Source organism: Micromonospora sp. CNB394 (assembly GCF_000374985.1).
Classification (GTDB): Bacteria; Actinomycetota; Actinomycetes; order Mycobacteriales; family Micromonosporaceae; genus Micromonospora; species Micromonospora marina.
Genome location: NZ_KB895876.1, coordinates 1 through 22,085, shown reverse-complemented (window position 1 = coordinate 22,085; position 22,085 = coordinate 1). Strand labels below are relative to the sequence as shown.

Annotated in this window: 3 protein-coding genes; all 3 read right to left on the bottom strand. The window is 76.3% G+C overall.

Features of this window, described 5'->3' with window-relative positions:
- The coding region (locus C569_RS0128525; protein ID WP_018789129.1) for a type I polyketide synthase at window positions 1-4,373 on the bottom strand (4,373 nt) is incomplete at its 3' end.
- 43 nt (window positions 4,374-4,416) lie between these two features.
- The gene (locus C569_RS0128520) at window positions 4,417-14,469 is read right to left on the bottom strand and encodes a type I polyketide synthase (RefSeq protein WP_369754150.1); all 10,053 of its coding nucleotides are present in this window, start codon (window positions 14,467-14,469) and stop codon (window positions 4,417-4,419) included.
- Between the two features lie 339 nt (window positions 14,470-14,808).
- On the bottom strand, window positions 14,809-22,085 hold a 7,277-nt coding region (locus tag C569_RS0128515), incomplete at its 5' end, for a type I polyketide synthase (protein ID WP_018789127.1).

Below are 22,085 nucleotides of genomic sequence, written 5' to 3'. Positions count from 1 at the left end.
TCCGCCACCAGCGCGCCCAGCGCGCCCGTACCACCCGTCACCAGCACCGCGCCGTCACCCACCACGGCACCGTCCGCCGACGAGGGCGCCACCGCACGCACCAGACGCGGCACGAACACCCCACCCGCACGCACCGCGACCTGACCGCCGTGCGTCGACGGCTCGTCGGCCACCGATGCCAGGACGGCCAACGTCCCGGCATCCACGTCACGATCGACGTCCGCCAGGACGATGCGGCCCGGGTGCTCCGACTGCGCCGAACGCAGCAAACCCCACACCGCCGCACCGCCCAGGTCCGTCATCCGGTCATCGGCACCCACCGCAACCGCGCCCTGGGTCACCACCACCAACCGCGACTCCGCCAGCGCGTCCGCCGCCAACCAGGACCGCACCGTCGCCAGCACGGCCGTGGTCGCCGCACGCACCGACTCGGGGCCATCGTCGACGGCGGCGGCGGGCGTCTCACCGGGGACCGAAGCAGGTTCCGTGTCGACGTGAAGGGCCCGGTGCAGGCCACCAGCCGGCACCAGCAACAGGCGCGGCGCCACACCCGACGCCACGGCGACCGCCTCGACGTCGGCGTACACCGGCAGCTCAGCGACGGCCGGCAGGTCGGCGGCGGCGGCGGGCGAGCCGACCAGGGCCCACCCGGAGGAGTCCCCGGCCGGGGCGACCTCCTGGGCCTGCCAGGCGACCTCGAACAGCGACCGGGCCAACGCGTCCGAGGACGACGACACCCCGGTCAGTTCGCGAAGGGCGAGGGTGTCCACCGACACCACGGCCGCGCCCGACTCGTCGCACGCGACCAGACGCACCGCCGAACCCGTACGCGTCAACCGCACCCGCAGCACCCGCGCACCCGAGGCATACACCTGCACACCCTCGAACGCGAACGGCACCCGCGCCCCACCCGAACCCTCGCCACCGGGCAGCAGCCCGATCGGATGCAGGGCCGCGTCCAGCAACGCCGGGTGCACCCCGAAGCGCGCCGCCTCCGTCGCCGCCTCGTCCGGCAACACCACCTCGGCGTACACGTCGTCGCCGGTGCTCCACACCCGGCGCAGCCCCTGGAACACCGGCCCGTACGTCAGGCCGTGCTCCGCAAGCGTCGGATACCAGCCCGTCACGTCCAGCTCGGACCCGCCGGCCGGGGGCCACTCCCCCACGCCCGGCTCGTCGGCCGTCGCCCGCTCCAGCACACCCTCCGCGTGCCGGACCCAGTCGGCCTCCGGGTCGCCCTCGGCCTGCGAGTGCACCGCCACAACCCGGGTACCGGCCCCGTCGGCCGCGCCGACACGCACCTGCACCCGCACCCCACCCACCCGCGGCAACACCAACGGCGCGGCCACCGTCAACTCCCGCACCCGCGACGCACCCACCTCGTCACCCGCCCGCACCGCCAACTCCACCAAAGCAGCGCCCGGCACGATCACCGTGCCCGAGACGACATGGTCGGCGAGCCACGCGTGGGTGGCGAGGGAGAGACGACCGGTCAGCACCACCATGTCCTCGCCCGCCACGCGGACCGCCGCGCCGAGCAGCGGGTGCCCGGCCGCGCCGAGGCCGGCCCCGGAGACGTCCGCCCAGCGGCCCGCCGGCTCCAGCCAGTAGCGCTGGTGCTGGAAGGCGTACGTGGGCAGGTCGACGTACCGGCCGCCGGCCCGGTCGAGCAGGCCCGCCCAGCCGACGGCGCGGCCGTGCACGTGCAGCGACGCGAGGGCCTCCAGGAGGGCCTGCGGCTCAGGCCGGTCGTGGCGCGACACCGGCACCAGCAGGGGCACCGGATCGTCCTCCGCGCGCTCGGCGAGGCAGTTCTGCGTCATGGCGGTGAGGACGCCGTTCGGTCCCACCTCCAGGTAGGTGTCGACCTCCTCGTCGCGCAGGCAGTCGACGGCGTCGGCGAAGCGAACGGTGCCGCGTACGTGGCGCACCCAGTAGCCCGGGTCGCAGAGCTGGTCGGCGTCGGCGACGCGGCCGGTCAGGTTCGACACCACGGGGACCGTCGGCGGCCGGAACGTCAGTCCCTCGGCGACGGCCGCGAACTCGGCCAGCATCGGGTCCATCCGGGCGCTGTGGAAGGCGTGGCTCACCCGCAGGCGGCGGGTCTGCACACCCCGCTCGGACCACACCCGCTGCACCTCGTCGAGCGCCTCGACGTCGCCCGCGACCACCACGGCGGCGGGGCCGTTGACAGCGGCCAGGTCGAGCTGACCGGACAGCCCCGCCAGGGACGCGGCGACGGCGGCCTCGTCGGCGGCCACGGCGAGCATGCCGCCGCCGGCCGGCAACGCCTGCATGAGCCGACCCCGCGCCGCGACCAGCGCACACCCGTCAGCCAGGGACAGCACACCCGCCACGTGCGCCGCCGCGATCTCGCCGATGGAGTGCCCGGCCACCAGGTCCGGCACCACACCGAACGACTCCACCAACCGGAACAGCGCCACCTCGACCGCGAACAACCCCGCCTGCGTGAACACCGTCTGATCCAGCAACCCCGCCCCGGGCGTGCCCGCCGCAGCGAACAGCACCTCCCGCAACGGACGCGGCAACAACGGATCCAGGTGACCGCACACCTCGTCGAGAGCGGCGGCGAACACCGGGAACGCCCCGTACAACTCGCGACCCATGCCGGCGCGCTGCGCGCCCTGGCCGGAGAAGAGGAAGGCCACCCGGCCACGCGGGGCCGACACGCCGGTGGTGACGGCGCCGGTCGGCTCGCCCGCGGCGAGGGCCCGCAGCCCGGCGAGCAGGTCGTCCGCGTCGCCGGCCAGGACGACCGCGCGGTGTTCGAGCCCCGCGCGGCTGACCGAGGAGACCGCGACGTCCACCGGACGTGGGGCGTCGACGCGGGCGAGGTGGTCGGCCCAGCGGCCGGCCTGCCCGGCGAGCGCCTCGGGCGTACGGGCGGAGAGGAACACCGGGGCGACCGGAAGCGCGACCGGCGCGTCGACGGCGGAGGGTGCCTCGTCGGTGGACGGGGCGTCGTCGACGGGCGCCTCCTCCAGGATGACGTGCGCGTTCGTACCACTGATGCCGAAGGACGACACGGCGGCCCGGCGCGGCCGGTCGGTCGCCGACCACGCGCGCGCCTCGGTCAGCAGCGACACCTGCCCGGCGGACCAGTCGATGTGCGGGGACGGCTCGTCGACGTGCAGGGTGGCGGGCATGGTGCGGTGGCGGATCGCCTCGATCATCTTGATCAGGCCGGCGGCGCCCGCGGCGGCCTGGGTGTGACCCAGGTTCGACTTGACCGAGCCCAGCCAGAGCGGCCCGCCGTCGCCCCGGTCCTGCCCGTACGTGGCGAGCAGCGCCTGCGCCTCGATGGGGTCGCCGAGGGTGGTGCCGGTACCGTGCGCCTCGACCACGTCGACGTCGGCCGGCGAGAGCCGGCCGTTGGCGAGGGCCTGCCGGATCACCCGCTCCTGCGACGGGCCGTTGGGGGCGGTGAGTCCGCTGCTGGCACCGTCCTGGTTGACCGCGCTGCCCCGGACGACGGCGAGGATGCGCCGGCCGTCGCGGCGGGCGTCGGAGAGCCGTTGCAGGAGCAGCACGCCGACGCCCTCGGACCAGCCGGTGCCGTCGGCGGCGGCGGCGAACGACTTGCACCGGCCGTCGGAGGCCAGGCCCCGCTGGCGGGAGAAGTCGGCGAAGGTGCCCGGGGTGGACATGACCGTCACACCGCCGGCGAGCGCGAAGTCGCAGTCCCGCTGGCGCAGCGCCTGCGTCGCGAGGTGCACGGCGACCAGCGACGACGAGCATGCCGTGTCCACAGTGACGGCCGGGCCCTCCAGCCCGAAGGTGTACGCCACCCGGCCGGACACCACGCTGCCGGAGTTACCGGTGCCGATGTAGCCCTCGACGCCGTCGGGCAGGTCCAGCACCCGCGACGCGTAGTCGTGGTACATGACCCCGGCGAAGACGCCGGTCCGGCTGCCACGCAGCGCCTGCGGGTCGATGCCGGCGTGCTCGAACGCCTCCCAGGAGGTCTCCAGCAGCAGCCGCTGGTGCGGGTCCATCGCCAGGGCCTCGCGAGGGCTGATACCGAAGAAGCCCGGGTCGAACTGCGGCGCGTCGTAGAGGAAGCCGCCCTGGTTGCTGGTCGACGTGCCCGGGTTGTCCGGGTCGACGTTGAAGAGCCGCTCCAGGTCCCAGCCCCGGTCGGTCGGGAAGTCGCCCACCCCGTCGCCGCCCCGGTCGACGAGGTCCCACAGCTCGGCCGGGCTGGACACCCCGCCCGGGAACCGGCACGCCATGCCGATGACGGCCATCGGCTCGCGGTCCTTGGCCTCCACCTCGCGTACCCGCCGGCGCGCGTCGCGCAGGTCGGCAGTGGCACGCCGGAGGTAGTCGAGGAACTCTGCCTCAGTGGGCATCGGGCCACTCCGTATCGGGGTTCGAGGTGTGCGACATGCCGGATCAGGCCGAGCCGAACTCTTCGTCCAGCAGGCTGAAGATCTCCTCGGCGGAGGCCGACTCGAGGCTGGTGCCCTCGTCGGCGGCGGAGTCCGCACCGGACTCGGTGTAGGTCCACAGGGAGAGCAGTTCGCGCAGCCGGGCGCCGACGGCGGCCCGGTCGGTGTCGCCGGTGGACACCGCGCGCATGGCGTGCTCCAGCTTGTTCAGCTCGCCGAGCACCGTCAGCGCGGACGTGCTGCGCTCCGCCAGCAGCGCGCCGCGCAGGTACTCGACGAGCGCGGCCGTGGTCGGCCGGTCGTAGATCAGCGTGGAGGGCAGCCGCAGGCCGGTGGCCGCGTTGAGCCGGTTGCGGAACTCGACCGCGGTCAGCGAGTCGAAGCCCAGCTCGACGAAGCCGCGCTCGGCGTCGATCGAGCGGATCGACGCGTAGCCGAGGACGGCGGCGGCGTGGGTCCGCACCAGGTCGGAGAGCACCTGGTCGCGGTCGGCCTCCGCCGTGGCGGCGAGAGTCTCCCGCAGCGCCTCGGCCGGGTTCCGGTCGGCGGCCCGGGCCGCGCCGGTCGCCACCGGCCGCACCAGCGACCGCAGCACCGGCGGCACCGCCGCCGGCCCGTGCCGGCCGATCAACGCAAGGTCCAGGTTGACCGGTACGACCACCGGCTCGGCGAAGCGCAGGGCCTCGCTGAACAGGTCCATGCCCTCCTCGGCGCCGAGCGGCACGAAGCCGCTCCGGTTCATCCGGGCCTCGTCGACGTGCCCGGTCTGCCCGTCGCCGGTGTCGTTCACCCACGGCCCCCAGGCCAGCGAGAGCGCCGGGAGTCCCCGGTCGCGCCGGTGCTGGGCGAGGGCGTCGAGGAAGCAGTTCGCCGCCGCGTGGTTGGCCTGCCCGGGGCCGCCGAAGAGGCCTGCCGCCGAGGAGAAGAGCACGAACGCGGCCAGGTCCAGCTTCTCGGTCAGCTCGTGCAGGTGCCAGGCCGCGTCGACCTTGGGTCGCAGCACGGTGTCGAAGCGCTCCGGGGTGAGCGCCGGCAGGACACCGTCGTCGAGCACCCCGGCGGCGTGCACCACGCCGGTCAGTGGCAGGTCGGCGGGAAGCTGGTCGACCAGCAGGGCGAGCGCGACGCGGTCGGTGACGTCGCAGGCGACCACCCGGGCGGTGGCGCCCAGTCCGGCCAGCTCGTCGACCAGCGCGGCGACGTCCGGGGCGTCCGCCCCGCTGCGGCTGACCAGCAGCAGGTGCCGTACGCCGTGCCGGCTGACGAGCCGGCGTGCCACGAGCCGCCCGAGCAGGCCGGTCGCCCCGGTCACCAGGACGGTGCCGGCGGCCAGGTCGGGGCCGGACGCCTCGGCCGGGGGCGGCCCGAGACGGGTCAGCCGGGGCACCCGGAGCTGGCCTGCGCGTACAGCGAGCTGGGGTTCGCCCGTGGCGAGGGCGGCCGGCAGCAGCGCGGCGGCCGGGGCGTCGACGTCGACGTCGAGGAGCACGATCCGGTCGGGGTTCTCCGACTGGGCGGAGCGCAGCAGGCCCCAGGCGGTGGCGGCCGGCACGTCGGCGATCCGTTCGTCCGGGTCGACCCGGACGGCGCCCCGGGTGACCACCACCAGCCGGGCGGCGGTCAGGGTCTCCTCGGCGAGCCACTGCTGGGCCAGTGCGAGCATCCGGTGGGCGACCCGGTGCGCCTGGGCGGCCGGGTGCGGCTCGTCGGCGGCGGCTCCGGCACAGGTCACCACCACCGCGTCGGGCGCGGCGGCACCGGCGCGCACGTCGGCGACCAGCGTCGACAGGTCCGGGTGCCGGTCGGCACCGGGCCAGTCGGCGCCGAGAACGACCAGCCGGGAGGCGGTGTCCGCGCGGCCGGTGGTGGGGGCGACCCAGTCGAGGCGGTGCAGGGACCGGCTGGCGGAGCGGCGGGCGGCGCTGAGCTGCTCGCCGGAGATGGGCCGCAGGACCAGTCCGTCGACGGAGGCGACCGGGGTCGCGCCCGTGTCGGTGACGGTCAGGGCCACGGAACCGGCGTCGGTGGCGCGCAGCCGGATCCGCAGCTCGCGGGCCCGGGTGGGCCGGATGGTGACGCCCGACCAGGTGAACGGCAGGCCCGGGCGGATGTCGGGGCCGCCCTCGGTGCCCGACGCGCCGTCGGCGGGGTCGCCGGCCGTGGCGCTGGCGCCGATGGCGTGCAGCGCCGCGTCCATCAGGGCCGGGTGCACCGAGAACGCCGTGGTGTCGGTGGATGTTTCGGCGTCCAGGGCGACCTCGGCGAGAATGTCCCGGCCCGAGCGCCAGGCGGCACGCAGCGCCCGGAAGGTGGGGCCGTAGTGGTAGCCCTGGGTGGCGAGCCGGGCGTAGAGCCCGTCGAGGGCGATCGGCTCGGCGTCGGCCGGCGGCCACACGGCGGCCGGCGCGGGGTCCGGGTCGACGGTGTCGGCGAGTTGCCCGGACGCGTGCCGATGCCAGGGCCGGGAACCGTCGGCCGCGGTGTCGTCGTCGCGCCGGGTGTGGATGGCGACGGGCCGGTGCCCGGTCTCGTCCGGCGGGCCGACGCGTACCCGCAGGTCGATTCCTCCCTCGGTGGGGATCGCCAGGGGCGCCTCCAGGTTCAGCTCGGCGACGGTCGCCGCGCCGGCCTGCCGGCCGGTCCAGGACGCGAGCTCCACCAGTGCCGTCCCGGGCAGCAGCACCGTGCCCAGCACGGCGTGGTCGGCGAGCCAGGGGTGGGTGGTGAGGGTGATCCGGCCGGTGCACAGCAGGCCCTCGTCGCCGGGCAGGTCGGCCACCGCGCTGAGCAGCGGGTGGTCCACCACGTCGAGGCCCACGGCGGGCAGGACGGAGCGGTGCGCGCCGGTGCGCTCCAGCCAGTAGCGGTGCCGGTCGAAGGCGTACGTGGGCAGGTCGACCGGTTCGGACTCGGGCAGCAGCCGGCGGTGCTCCACCGGCAGGCCGAGGGCGTGCGCGGTGGCGAGACCGGTCAGCAGCCGGGTGGCGGCGTCGGCCGAGCCGCCGAGGGTGTCCAGGACGTGTCCGGAAGTGCCGGCGGCGTCGAGCGCGGCGGCGATCCCGGCAGCCAGTGCCGGCTCCGGCGAGACCGCCACGAAGGTCAGGTGTCCGGCCGCGACGGCGGCACGCAGGGCGGCGTCGAGCCGCTCCGGCCCCCCGGCCCCGCCGCCGGGGGTGGCCGGGTCGGTCCAGTGGTCGGCGCCGAGGCCCGCCGCGTCGGCCCAGTCCCCGGTGACGGTGGAGGCCAGCCGGGCGGTCCCGGGCTGCGGCGCGAGCCCCGCCAGGGCGGCGCGGAGGCCGTCGTGGTCCAGGCCGCCGGCGGCGGCACGGGCCCGCATCGCCACCGTACGGGCGGCATCGGGCAGGGACAGCAGGCCCGCCACGTACGCGGCCACGACCTCGCCGTCGCCGGTGCCGACGACAGCGGCGGGGGTGACACCGGCGTGCCGCCAGACGGCCGCGAGCGCCACGCCGACGGCGAACCGGACGGGCCGGGCCAGCTCCGGCCGGTCGGCCCAGGCAGCGTCCGCGCCGGTGAGCAGTGCGGCCGGATCGACGTCGACCCAGGGCGCGAGGGCCTGCCGGCACTCGGCGAGGGTGTCGTCGAAGACCGGGCAGCGGCCCACCAGTGCGGCCACCGCGCCCGCCGGGGCGGCGCCCGGAAAGACGAACACCGGTCCGGCGCCGTGGTTGGCGACGGTCCCGGTCACGACGTTGCCGGCCGGGGTGCCGGCGGCGAGCGCGTCCAGGCCGGCCAGCAGCTCACCGGAGGTCGCGCCGAGCACGGCGGCACGCCGGTCGAACGCCGAGCGGGTCGCGGCGAGCGACCAGCCGACCGCCGCCGGGGCGAGGCCGGGGTGCGCGCGCACGTGCCGGGCCAGCCGGGACGCCTGCGCGGCCAGGGCCGAGGTGGAGCGGGCCGAGACGGGCCAGGCCACCACGTCGGCGGTGAGCAGCCCGGCGGCACGCTCCCCCGCCGCAGCGGCTGCCGGCGGCATCGGCGCGTCGGCCGCCTCGGCGTCGGCGGGCGCGTCGGCGGGCAGCTCGACGACCACGTGGGCGTTCGTGCCGGAGATGCCGAACGAGGAGACCGCCGCGCGGCGGGGCCGGTCGGCGGCCGGCCACGGCCGGGACCGGGTCACCAGCTCCACGTCGCCGGCCGACCAGTCGATGTGTGGCGACGGCTCGTCCACGTGCAGCGTCGCCGGTACGGTGCCCTCCCGCATCGCCAGCACCATCTTGATCACGCCGGCCACACCGGCGGCGGCCTGCGCGTGGCCCATGTTCGACTTGACCGAGCCCAGCAGCAGCGGGCCGGCGTCGCCCCGGTCCTGACCGTACGTCGCCAGCAGCGCCTGCGCCTCGATCGGGTCACCGAGGACGGTGCCGGTGCCGTGCGCCTCGACGACGTCCACATCGGTGACCGCCAGCCCGGCGCCGGCCAGCGCCTGCCGGATCACCCGCTGCTGGGAAGGTCCGTTGGGGGCGGTCAGCCCGTTCGACGCGCCGTCGGAGTTGACGGCGGAGCCGCGAACCACGGCGAGGACACGGCGGCCCTGCCGCCGGGCGTCGGAGAGCCGCTGCACGAGCAGCATGCCGACGCCCTCGGACCAGCCGGTGCCGTCCGCCGTCGCGGCGAAGGACTTGCACCGCCCGTCGGAGGCGAGTCCGCCCTGGCGGGAGAACTCCTGGAACGCCGTCGGGGTGGCCATCACGGCCACGCCGCCGGCCAGCGCCAGGTCGCACTCGCCGCGCCGCAGCGCCGCGCCGGCGAGGTGCAGCGCCACCAGGGACGAGGAGCAGGCCGTGTCGACGGTGACGGCGGGGCCCTCCAGCCCGAGGGCGTACGCGACCCGGCCGGAGATGACGCTGTGCGCGGCACCCGTCATCAGATAGCCCTCGACGCCCTCGGGGACCTCGGTCAGCCCCGTGCCGTAGCCGGAGGTGGAGGCACCCACGAAGACGCCCGTACGGGTGCCCCGCAGCGACGCCGGATCCACCCCGGCCCGCTCCAGCGCCTCCCAGGACGTCTCCAGGGTGAGCCGCTGCTGTGGGTCCATGGCGAGGGCCTCGCGGGGCGAGATCTCGAAGAACGCGGGGTCGAAGTCCGCCACGTCGTGGAGGAAGCCGCCCGCCGGCGGGTGCGTCCCCTCGGCCGGCTCGGGGATCTCCCAGCCCCGGTCGGTGGGGAACGGCGAGATGGCGTCCACGCCGTCGGCGACCAGCCGCCAGAACGCCTCCGGCCCGTCGACGCCCCCGGGGTAGCGGCAGGCCATGCCGACGATCGCGACGGGCTCGTCGGCGTCGACGACGACGGCCTGCGGGGCGTCGGCCGGGGCGGCGCCGGAGACCAGCTCGCGCAGGTGCGCGGCCAGCTCGGCGGGGGTCGGGTAGTCGAAGACCAGCGTGGTGGGCAGCCGCAGGCCGGTGGCCGCGTTCAGCCGCCCCCGGAAGTCCACGGCGGTCAGCGAGTCGAAGCCGAGGTCCTTGAACGGGCGCCCGCGCAGCTCGTCGGGGGTGGCATGGCCCAGCACCGCCGCGGTCTGCTCGTTGACCAGCCGCAGCAGCTCCCGCTCCTGCTCCGCCGCCGGGAGAGCCGCGAGGTGGCGCAGCGGCGCCGCGACCCCGTCCGTCGGCGCGGCGGCCTCCTCCTGCGCGACGAGCGCCCGCACCTGCGGCAGGTCGCCGAGGAACGGGCTGGGCCGGGCCACCGTGAACGCGGGGTGGAACCGGCTCCAGTCGACGTCGGCGACGGTCACGCAGGGCGTGGGCCGCCGCAGCGCCCGGTCGAGGGCGACGAGCGCCTTCTCCGGGTCGACGGGCGGCAGGCCCATCCGGTTGAGCTGCTCGGTGGCGACGTTCTCGGCGGCCATGCCGTGCGCGCCGCCCCAGGCCGTCCAGGACACGGCGGTGGCCGGCCGGCCCCGGTCGCGCCGGTTGACCGCCAGGGCGTCCAGCAGGGAGTTGCCGGCGCCGTACGCGCACTGCCCGGCGCTGCCCCACACGCCGGAGATGGAGGAGAACATGACGAACGCGGCGAGGTCACGCTCGGCGAGGCAGGCGTCGAGGTGCAGGGCGCCGAGCACCTTGCCCGCGACGACGTGGGAGAACTCGTCGAGGGTGGTGTCGGTGATCGGGGTGAGCTGGTCGGTGCCGGCGGCGTGCACGACCGCCGTCAGGTCGGGCAGCGAGCCGACCAGGTCCGCCACGGACCGCCGGTCGGTGACGTCGCAGGTGGCGGCGGTGACCCGCCCGTCGGCGCCGTACCGGTCGAGCAGGTCCGCCACGGCGGGGGCGGCGGCGCCCCGGCGGCTGGCCAGGACCACCCGTCCGGCGCCCCGGTCGAGCAGCCAGCGGGTGACGTGGCCGCCGAGGGCGCCGGTGCCGCCGGTGACCAGGACGGCGCCGGACCACCAGTCACCGGCCGGGTTCTCGTCGGTCGGCGGCGGGGCCGGGGTGAGCCTCCGGGCCCAGGTGCCGCCGGGGCGCACGGCCACCTGGTCCTCGCCGCCGTGGCCGGCCAGCACGGCGGCGAGCCGCCGGGTGGTGGTGGCGTCGACGGTGGCCGGCAGGTCGACCAGGCCGCCCCAGCGGTGCGGTTGCTCGACAGCCGCCGCGCGGCCGAGGCCCCAGACCTCGGTCTGCAGCGGGTGCGTGACCCGGTCGCCCGGGGCCGCCGCCACCGCGCCGCTGGTGACGCACCACAGCGGCGCCACCAGGTCCAAATCGGTCATCGCCTGGACGAGGGCGAGGGTGCCGGCGGCGGCGAGGGTCACACCGGGGTGCTCGGGCAGCAGCCGGTCCTGGCCGGCGACGACGGCGAGCACGCCGTCGACACCGCGGCCGCCGGTCAGCACCCGGATCCGGGCGGCGAGCGCCGCGCGGTCCAGGTCCGCGGCGCCGACGCGCAGCACAAGCGGCTCGGCGTCGCCGAAGAGCCCGGCCAGGCCGTCGGCCCACGCCGGCGCGTCCTGCGCGGGCAGCACGACCAGCCAGCGGCCCGCCGGGGCGTCGCCGTCCCCGACCGGCACGGGCTGCCAGCTCACCTGGTACGACCAGCCGTCCACGAGGGAGCGTTCCCGCCGGGACCGGCGCCAGGAGGACAGCACGGGCAGGGCAGGCAGCAGCGCCCGCACCTGCTCGTCGTCGTCGCCCAGCTCGCCGCGCAGCGTGTCGACGTCGGCCTGCTCCAGGGCGGCCCAGAGCTCGTCGTCGCCGTCGGCGGAGGCGGTGTCGGGGCCGGCGGGCGGCGGCTCGGGCCAGAAGCGCTGGCGGCGGAAAGCGTACCCGGGCAGCGGCACCCGCGCGGTCTCGGCGCCCGCGTACAGCCGCGTCCAGGCGACCTCCACCCCGCCGACGTGCAGCTCGGCGAGGGCGGTCAGCGCCGACGTGGGCTCGGGGCGGTCGCGGCGCAGCAGCGCCACGGCGGCGGTCTCGTCGTCGGCCAGGACGTCGCGGGCCAGCGCGGTGAGCACCCCGCTGGGGCCGACCTCCAGGAACGTACGCACACCCAGGGCCCGCAGCTGCTCGACGCCGTCGGCGAAGCGGACCGCCTCCCGCACGTGCCGCACCCAGTACTCGGCGGTGCGGATCTCGTCGGCGTCGGCGACGGCGCCGGTCCGGTTCGACACGATCGGCAGCGCCGGCGGGTGCAGCTCCAGCCGGCGCACCACGGCGGCGAACTCGGCGAGCATCGGTTCCATCAGCGGGCTGTGGAAGGCGTGGCTGACCCGCAGCGGCCTGGTACGTACCCCCTGGTCGGCCCAGCGGCGTTCGAGTTCCTCGACGACGACTGCGGCGCCGGAGACGACGACGGCGGTGGGCCCGTTGACGGCGGCGACGGCGACGGCGTCCTCGACGCCGGCCAGGGCGGCCCGGACGGCGTCGGCGGGGAGCTGGACGGCCAGCATCGCACCGCCGGCCGGCAGGGCCTGCATCAGCCGGCCCCTGGCGGCCACCAGTGTGGCGGCGTCGGGAAGCGACAGCACACCGGCCGCGTGCGCGGCGGAGAGCTCGCCGATCGAGTGGCCGAGCAGCACGTCCGGGACGATCCCCCAGCTCTCCAGGAGCCGGAACAGCGCGACCTCGACGGCGAACAGGCCGGCCTGGGTGTAGAGGGTCTGGTTGAGCAGCGCGCCGGCCTCGTCGCCCTCGGGCGCGAAGAGCACCGGGGCGAGCGGGCGGGGCAGGTGCCGCTCCAACTCGGCGCAGACCTCGGCCAGCGCCCGGTCGAAGACGGGGAACGCGGCGGCCAGCTCGCGGCCCATGCCGCTGCGCTGCGCGCCCTGGCCGGAGAAGAGGAACGCGAGCTTGCCGCCGCGCGGGCCCGCACCGGTGACCAGGCCCGGGGCGTCGCCGCCCGCGGCCAGCGCGCGCAGGGCGACGGTCAGGTCGGCGCGGTCGCCGGCGAGCAGCACGGCACGGTGTTCGAGGCCGGCCCGGGTGCTCGCCGACGACCAGCCGACATCGGTCAGCCGCAGCTCGGAACGCTCGTCGAGCCAGTCGGCCCAGCGGGTGGCCTGAGCGGTCAGGGACGCGGCGTCGCGGGCGGAGACCAGCACCGGCACGAGGCCGGCACCGTCGACCGGGGCGGTGCCGGGCACGGTGACCGGGTCGGTCGCGGCGGCGGGGCCGTCCGGGGCGTCCGCCGGGGCCGGGTCGGCGGCGGGCGCCTCCTCGATGATCACGTGGGCGTTGGTGCCGCTCATGCCGAAGGAGGAGATGCCCGCGCGGCGGGGCTGTTCCCCGGCGGGCCACGGCTGCGGCTCGGTCGCCAGCGACACCGCGCCGGCCGTCCAGTCCACGTTGGGCGTCGGCTCGTCGACGTGCAGGGTGGCGGGCACGGTGTCGTGCCGCAACGCCATCACCATCTTGATCACGCCGGCCACGCCGGCGGCGGCCTGGGTGTGGCCGATGTTCGACTTCACCGAGCCGAGCCAGAGCGGCCGGCCGGCCGGACGGCCCTGCCCGTACGTCGACAGCAGCGCCTGCGCCTCGATCGGGTCACCGAGGGTGGTGCCGGTGCCGTGCGCCTCCACCACGTCGACCTGCTCGGGCGCGAGCCGGGCGCTGGCCAGCGCCTGGAGCACGACCCGCTGCTGGGACGGGCCGTTGGGGGCGGTCAGCCCGTTGCTCGCGCCGTCCTGGTTGACCGCGCTGCCGCGTACGACCGCGAGGACGGGGTGGCCGTTGCGGCGGGCGTCGGAGAGCCGCTCGACGAGCAGCAGTCCGGCTCCCTCGCCCCAGGCGGTGCCGTCGGCGGCGGCGGCGAACGACTTGACCCGGCCGTCCATGGCCAGGCCGCGCTGGCGGCTGAAGCCGATGAAGGCGGACGGGGTGGACATGACGGTGGCCCCGCCGGCCAGTGCCAGGGTGCACTCGCCCTGCCGCAGCGCCTGGCAGGCCAGGTGCAGCGCGACAAGCGACGACGAGCAGGCGGTGTCGACGGTGACGGCGGGGCCCTCGATGCCGAGCGCGTACGAGATCCGGCCGGACACGACGCTGGCCGCGGTGCCGGTGAGGAGGTAGCCCTCGGTGCCGGGCGGCGGCTGCTGGAGCAGCCCCACATAGTCCTGGCCGGTGGTGCTGGCGAACACCCCGACCTGGTGGCCGCGCAGCGTCGAGGGGTCGATGCCGGCGTGCTCGAACGCCTCCCACGACGTCTCCAGCAGCAGCCGCTGCTGGGGGTCCATGGCCAGCGCCTCGCGCGGCGAGATGCCGAAGAACGCGGCGTCGAACTCGGTGGCGGAGTCGACGAAGCCGCCCTCGGCCACGTACGACGTGCCGGGGTGGTCGGGGTCCGGGTGGAACAGCCGCGCCAGGTCCCAGCCGCGGTCGGTGGGGAACGCGGAGCAGGCGTCGCGGCGGGAGTCGACGAGTTCCCACAGTTCCTCGGGCGAGGCCACCCCGCCGGGGAAGCGGCAGGCCATGCCGACGATGGCGATCGGCTCGCGGTTGGCCGCCTCAAGCTCGCCGAGCTTCCTCCGGGTCTGGTGAAGGTCCGCCGTCACCCATTTCAGGTACTCGCGGAGCGTATCTTCAGTCGCCATTGACGCCACCTCTTCGGGTCGGAGAGAAACAGCGACCCAATACCGTCCACGGACGCCACAAGCCGCGAAGATCCAAACCCATTCAGCCGACCACGAATTGCCAGACAAATTGGCGTTTCAGCCCCCACCAGGTCTTACGCGCCGGACGAAAGGTAATTGTCGCCGGACGGCGGTCACAACCCCTAGCGTGCCCCTACGGGTGCCCCTAGGTGGCGGGGGCGCAGGCTGGGCCGACCCGCCCCGCGAGCGGTGCGGCGCACCGCCCTCGCGGGATGCGGCCGGGCGGGTGCGCGGACCCGCCCGGCCCAGCGTGTCACGACCGTCGACAACTGTCGTACGACACCATTTCTAGATCCTCGGCAAATTGCCGCCGGGGCCACCCAGCTCGCGGTGGATGAAATCGAAGATCTCGGCATCGGTGGCGTCGTCGAGGGTGTGCGTGGCCGATTTCTCCTCGACGGGACCACGGTCGTCGCCCCACCGGGCGACGAACGCCTGCAGCTGCACCAGCAGCTTCTGCCGGGTCAGCCGGTCCGGCGCGTCGGCCGCGAAGACACCGTCGAGCCGTTCCAGCTCGGCGAGCAGCGGGGCCGCCGCGGCGGCGCCGTCCTCCGCGAGCCGGTCGCGCAGGTGCCGGGCGAGGGCCGCCGGCGTGGGGTAGTCGAACACCACGGCGGCGGGCAGCTGGACGCCGGTGGCGGCGCGGAGCCGGTTGCGCAGCTCCACGGCCGTCATCGAGTCGAACCCGACCTCGCGGAACGCCCGGTCGGGCTCCAGCCCCGCGTCCCGGCCGTGGCCGAGCACGGTCGCCGCCAGGCCGCCCACGAGATCGACGAGGACGTCTTCGCGTTCGGCGGGGCTCAGCGGCCGCAGCCGCTCCCGCAGCGCGGTCGCCGCCTCGTCGTCCGCCGGCTGGCGCTCGTCGTCGGCGGGCATCGCCGCGTCCGCCTCCGGAACCCCCGTCAGCAGCGGGCACGGCCGCATCGACGCGAACGTCGGCACGAACCGGTCCCAGCGCACGTCGGCGACGATCAGCCCCGCCTCCGCCCGCAGCGCCTGCCCGAACGCCTCGAGGGCCAGCTCCGGGGGCAACCCCGGCAGGCCCCGCCGGCGCAGATGCGCCTGCTCGGGCGACTCGGGGTCGTCGCTCCACGGGCCCCACGCCACGGCGGTGGCCGCCAGTCCCCCGTGCCGCCGGTTCGCGGCGAGCGCGTGCAGCAGCGCATCGCCGGCGGACTGGCCGGCCCGTCCGCCCGCTCCCCACACCCCCGTGGTCGAGGTGCACAGCACGAACGCGTCAAGCGGGCGGTGCGCCAGCTCGTCGGCGTACCTGGGGACGTCGCCGACGGTGGCGGCCAGGTCGGCGGCCAGGCCGGCGAGGGTCAGCTCGGCGAGCGGCACCGAGCCGGTCTCGGCCGGGACGTGCACGAGCGCGGTCACCGACCGTTCCTCGGCGGCGAGCTGCTCCAGCAGGTCGCCGAGCTTGCCGGTGGCCGGCTCGGCCAGCGGGAGCACCTCGGCGCCGTGGCGGCCCAGCCAGTCGATGGTGTGCCGGGCGAGGGCGCCGGTCCCGCCGGTGAGCAGGACGGTGCCGTTCGGCCGGTAGCCGTCGCCCGCCGCCGGCAGCCCGGTGTCGCGGACCAGCCGCCGGGTGTGCACGCCCGCCTCCCGGACGGCGAGCTGGTCCTCGCCGTCGACGTTGGTTAGCGCCCCGACCAGGACCGCGTACGCCGCCTCGGCCGGGCCCGCCGGCAGGTCGACGACTCCGCCGACGTGCCGGGGGTGCTCCAGCGCGGCGACGAGGCCGAGGCCCCACGTGGTGGCCTGCGTCGGGTGCGCGACCGCTTCCCCGTCGACCGCGACGGCGCCGGTGGTGGCCAGCCACAGCGGCACGGCCGGGCCGGAGCGGCCGGCGTGCGCCTGCACCAGCAGCAGGTTCGCCGCCAGGCCGGTCGGCAGTGCGGTCTGCTCCGGGTGCGGCGCCTCGTCCAACGCCAGCAGGGACAGCAGTGCCGTCGGCTGGTGCGCGGCGGCGAGCCGGTCGAGGTCGGCGGCCAGACCGTCGCGGGTGACGGTGGCCGGGTCGACGGTCAGCAGGTGCACCGCCGCGGCGCCGGCCGTGAGGGCGGCGAGCACCCGGTCGGTGACCCGGTGCGGCGGAGCCACCACCAGCCACGTGCCCGGGTCGGCGCCGGTCAGCGCCCGGCGTTCCCAGGTGACCCGGTACCGCCAACCGGCCAGGGTGCCGTCGAGCTGCTGGCGACGCCGCCACGACTCCAGTTCCGGCAGCAGCTCGCGCATCGGCTGGTCCGGGTCGAGGCCGAGGCGGCCCAGGTCGCCGTCGGTGACGGCCCGCCAGAACGCGTCGTCGACCGGGTCGGCGGCCGGTGTCGGCAACGTGTCGAGGGTCGGCCAGTAGCGCTGCGGACGGAACGCGTACGTCGGCAGCTCGGGCAGCAGGCGGGGATCCGGGCGTGGGCCGGCCAGCGCGGCGAGCACCGCCGCCCAGTCGACGTCCCGCCCGGTGCCGTCCACGACGGCCAGCGCGGCGAGCAGGGCGGCCGGCTCGCCGGCGCCGACGCGCAGCGCCGCCACGGCAGTGCCGTCCTCGTCGCCGGGCAGCAGGCCGGCGACCATCGCCGTCAGCACCGCCTGCGGTCCGAGCTCCAGGAAGGTGTCCACGCCCGCGTCGCGCAGCGCGGCGATCCCGTCGGCGTACCGGACGGCCTCGCGGACGTGGCGCACCCAGTAGTCGGGCGTACGGATCTCGTCGGGCTCGGCGAGCCGCCCGGTCAGGTTCGACACGATCGGCAGCAGCGGCGCGGCGAACGCCAGGCCGTCGAGGACGGTCCGGAACTCGGCCAGGACCGGCTCCATCAGCGGGCTGTGGAACGCGTGGCCGACCCGCAGCCGGCGGGTGCGAACCCCGCGTTCCCGCCAGAGCCGCTCCAGCCCGTCGAGGGCGTCGACGGCCCCGGCGAGCACCACGGCGGTGGGGCCGTTGACGGCGGCGACGCCGACCCGGTCACCCAGCCCGGCCAGGGACTCGACGACGGCCGCCTCGTCGGCGGCGACGGCGAGCATCCCGCCCCCGGCGGGCAGGGCCTGCATGAGCCTTCCCCGGGCGGCCACCAGCGTGGCGGCGTCGGCGAGGGACAGCACGCCGGCGACGTGCGCGGCGGTGATCTCGCCGATGGAGTGCCCGGCGACGTGCCCGGGCACCACCCCGAACGACTCGACCAGCCGGAACAGGGCCACCTCCAGCGCGAACAGACCCGCCTGGGTGAAGACCGTCTCGTCGAGCAGCGCCGCCTCGGTGCTGCCCTCGGCCGCGAACAGCACCGGCTTCAGCGGCTGCGGCAGCTGGTGGTCCAGGGCCGCGCAGACCTCGTCGAGGGCCGCCGCGAAGACGGGGAACGTGTCGTACAACTGGCGGCCGGCGCCGGGGCGCTGGGCGCCCTGACCGGAGAACTGGACGGCGAGGCCGCCGGCGCGTCGCCGGGCGGTGACCACCGCGGGGTGCTCCTCCCCGGCGGCCAGGGCGCGCAGCGCGGCCAGCCGGGTCTCCCGGTCGGCGGCGATCACGGTGGCCCGCCGGCCGAGGTGGGCGCGGCCGTCGGCGAGCGCCCAGGCGACCAGGCCGGGCGGGTCGTCGCCGATCGCGACGCGGTCAGCCAGCCTCCCGGCCTGCTCGCGCAGCGCGGACGGATCGGCGGCGGAGACCGGCCACGGCAGGGCCACGGCGCGGTGGTCGAGTCGCGCTTCGCCATGCCCCACGGTCGCTTCGAACGCTGCGGTGTCGGCGGCGCCGACCGGCTCCGGGGCCTCCTCGATGATCACGTGGGCGTTGGTGCCGCTGATGCCGAACGAGGAGACGCCGGCCCGGCGGGGCCCGTCCGTCGCGGCCCACGGTCGTGCCTCGGTGAGCAGCGCCAGCGTGCCGGAGGACCAGTCGACGTGCGGGGTCGGCGCGTCGACGTGCAGGGTCTTCGGCAGCACCCCGTGTTGCAGGGCCAGCACCATCTTCATCAGGCTCGCCGCGCCCGCCGCGGCCTGGGTGTGACCGATGTTCGACTTCACCGACCCGAGCCACAGCGGCCGCTCGGCGGTCCGGTCCCTGCCGTACGTGGCCAGCAGTGCCTGCGCCTCGATCGGGTCGCCGAGGGTGGTGCCGGTGCCGTGCGCCTCGACGACGTCCACGTCGGCAGGAGTGAGGCCGGCGTTGTCCAGCGCGTGCCGGATGACCCGCTGCTGGGCGGGCCCGTTCGGGGCGGTGAGGCCGTTGCTCGCGCCGTCCTGATTGACGGCGCTTCCCCGTACGACGGCGAGGATCCGGTTGCCGTCGCGCTGGGCGTCGGAGAGCCGCTGGAGCAGCAGGACGCCGACGCCCTCGCCCCAGCCCGTGCCGTCGGCGGCCTCGGCGAACGCCTTGACCCGCCCGTCGGCCGCGAGACCGCGCTGCCGGGAGAACTCCAGGAACGCGCCCGGGGTCGACATCACCGTCACGCCGCCGGCGAGGGCGAGGTCGCACTCGCCGCTACGCAGCGCCTGCGCGGCCAGGTGCAGCGCCACCAGCGACGACGAGCAGGCCGTGTCGACGGTGACCGCCGGGCCGTGCAGCCCGAACGAGTACGCCAGGCGGCCCGAGACCACCGACGCGCCGTTGCCGGTCGCCTGGTAGCCCTCCACCTGCGAGCGGGCGCCCAGCAGCAGCGTGGCGTAGTCCTGCCCGTTGGTGCCCATGAAGACGCCGGTGGCGGAGCCGCGTACCCGGTACGGGTCGATGCCGGCGCGTTCGAAGACCTCCCAGGTGGTGTGCAGCAGCAGCCGCTGCTGCGGGTCCATGGCGAGGGCCTCGCGCGGGTTGATCCCGAAGAACGCCGCGTCGAAGCCGACGACGTCGTGCAGGAAGCCGCCGCTGCGGGTGTAGCTGGTGCCGATCCGCTCCGGGTCGCTGTCGAACAGGCCGTCGAGGTCCCAGCCCCGGTCGGTCGGCATCGGCGTGACCGCGTCCACCCCCTCGGCCAGCAGGCGCCACAGCTCCTGCGGCGACGACACCCCGCCCGGGAAGCGGCAGGCCATGGAGACGATCGCGATCGGCTCGTCGGCCGCCGGCCGGGCAGAGGCCACGCCGCCGGTGACCGGGCCGCCGTCCGCGCCGATGACGATTTCGGTACGCAGGAAGCGGGCCAGTTCCGCCGCCGACGGGTGGTCGAAGACCACTGTCGACGGCAGGGCCAGGCCGGTGACCCGGCCCAGCCGGTCCCGCAGTTGCACGGCGGCGAGGGAGTCGAAGCCCAGTTCCCGGAACGCCCGGCCGGCCGGCACCTGGTCGGTGGTGGGGTGGCCGAGCACGGCCGCCGCCTCCGCGCGGACGAGGTCGACCAGCAGCGCCTCCTGGCCGGTCGCCGGCAGCGTGGCGAGCCGGTTGCGCAGCCCGTCGGTGGCGGCGGCGCTCTCCGGCCGCTGCGGCTCCTCGGCGACGGCGGGGGCGACCCGGTCGAAGAGGTGGCTCGGCCGTGCGGCGGTGAACGCCGTGACGAACCGGGACCAGTCGACGTCCACGATCACCGGGGCCGCCTCGGGGGCGTTCACCCAGCGGCCGAGTGCCGCGACGGCGGCGTCGGGCGCGAGCGGGTTGAACCCGCGGCGGCGCAGGCCGTCGGCGGTCTCCCCGGCGGCCATGCCGTCCTCCGCCCACGGGCCGTACGCCAGCGCGGTGGCGGGCAGGCCCTTCGCCCGGCGGGCGGCGACGAGGGTGTCGAGCAGGGCGTTGCCGGCCGCATAGCCGGCCTGCCCGCCGCCGCCCCAGACACCGGCGACCGAGGAGAAGACCACGAACGCGTCGAGGTCGCGACCCCGGCAGGCGGCGTCGAGGTGCAGGGCGCCGAGCACCTTGCCGGCCAGGGTGTCCGACAGCTCGCCGTCGGTCACCTCGTACGCCGGGGTGGTGCCGCCGGACGTCCCGGCGGTGTGCACGACGGCGGTCAGCTCCGGCAGCCCGGAGACCAGAGCCTCGACCGCCACCCGGTCGGTGACGTCACACGCCACCACCCGCACCGCACCCAACTCGGCCACCAACCCCGCCGCACCCGGCGCCCCCGGACCCCGCCGCGAAGCCAGCACCACCTCACCGGCCCCGTTCGCCAGCAACCAGCGCGCCACATGCCGACCCAACGCACCCGTACCACCGGTCACCAGCACCGTCCCGGCAGGCCGCCAACCCGCACCCACGGGCGGCACGGCCGGCACCAGCCGCCGGCCGAAGATGCCGCTGCGCCGGACGGCCACCTGGTCCAGGGTGCCGTCGGCGAGGACCGCGACGAGCCCGGCGCGGGCGCCGCGGTCGGCGCGGGCGGGCAGGTCGACCAGTCCGCCCCAGCGGTCCGGCTGTTCGAGGGCGACGACCCGGCCCAGGCCCCAGGCCAGGGCCGCCCAGACGTCGTCGACCCGTTCGCCGGCCGTGACGGGCATCGCGGTCCGAGTGAGCGCCCACACCCGTCCGGCCAGGCCGGTGTCGGTGAGCGCCCGGACGAGGGTGAGCAGGGCGGCCGTGCCAGCGGGCAACACCGGCGTGTGCGCCGGGGGCCGGTCCTGGCGGGGCAGGACGCAGAGCACCCCGGCCCAGCCGTCCCCGCTGATCCGGCGCAGCCGCTCGCCCAGGTCGGCGCGGTCGAGGGTGGACGACAACGTGAGCGTGCCCACCCGGGCACCGGCCTGGGTGAGGGTCTTCGCCACGCCCGCGTCGGCGCCGCTGTCGACGGTGACGATCAGCCACCGCCCGGACAGCCTGGTCTTCGGGTTCGGCCGGACCGGCTCCCACCCGATCCGGTACGACCACCCGTCCAGCGTGGTGGCCCCGGACCGGTGCCGACGCCAGCGCGAGAGGACCGGCAGGGCCGGGCCGAGCGTGTCCAGGGCGGCGGGGTCGTCGCCGAGTTCGGCGGCGAGGGCGGCCAGGTCGCCACGCTCGACGGCGGTCCAGAACTCGACGTCGCCGCCGTCCGGGGCGGCCCGCTTCTCGGCCGTGTCCTCGGGCCAGTAGCGCTGGTGCTGGAACGCGTACGTGGGCAGGTCCACCCGCCGCGCGCCGGTTTCGACGAACCACTGCGCCCAGGTCACCGGCACGCCGTGCACGTGCAGCTCCGCCAAGGCGTGCAGCAACGCCTGCGCCTCCGGCCGGTCCCGACGCTGCACCGCCACGGCCAGCACACCGTCGTCGCCGGGCAGCACGTCGGCGGCCATCGCAGTCAGCACGCTCTGCGGGCCGACCTCCAGGAACGTGTCCACACCCACCCCGCGCAGCGCCGTCACCCCATCGGCGAAACGCACCGCCTCCCGCACATGCCGCACCCAGTACTCCGGGGTACGGATCTCGTCACCAGCCAGGGCCCCCGTCACGTTCGACACGACCGGCAGCAGCGGCGCGGAGAACACCAACCCGTCCAGGACCGTACGGAACTCGGCCAGCATCGGCTCCATCAACGGACTGTGGAACGCGTGGCTCACCGCCAGCCGGCGCGTACGCACCCCCCGCTCACGCCAGACCCGCTCCACCTCGGCCAGGGCCTCGACGACACCCGACACCACCACAGCGGCCGGGCCGTTGACCGCCGCGATACCCA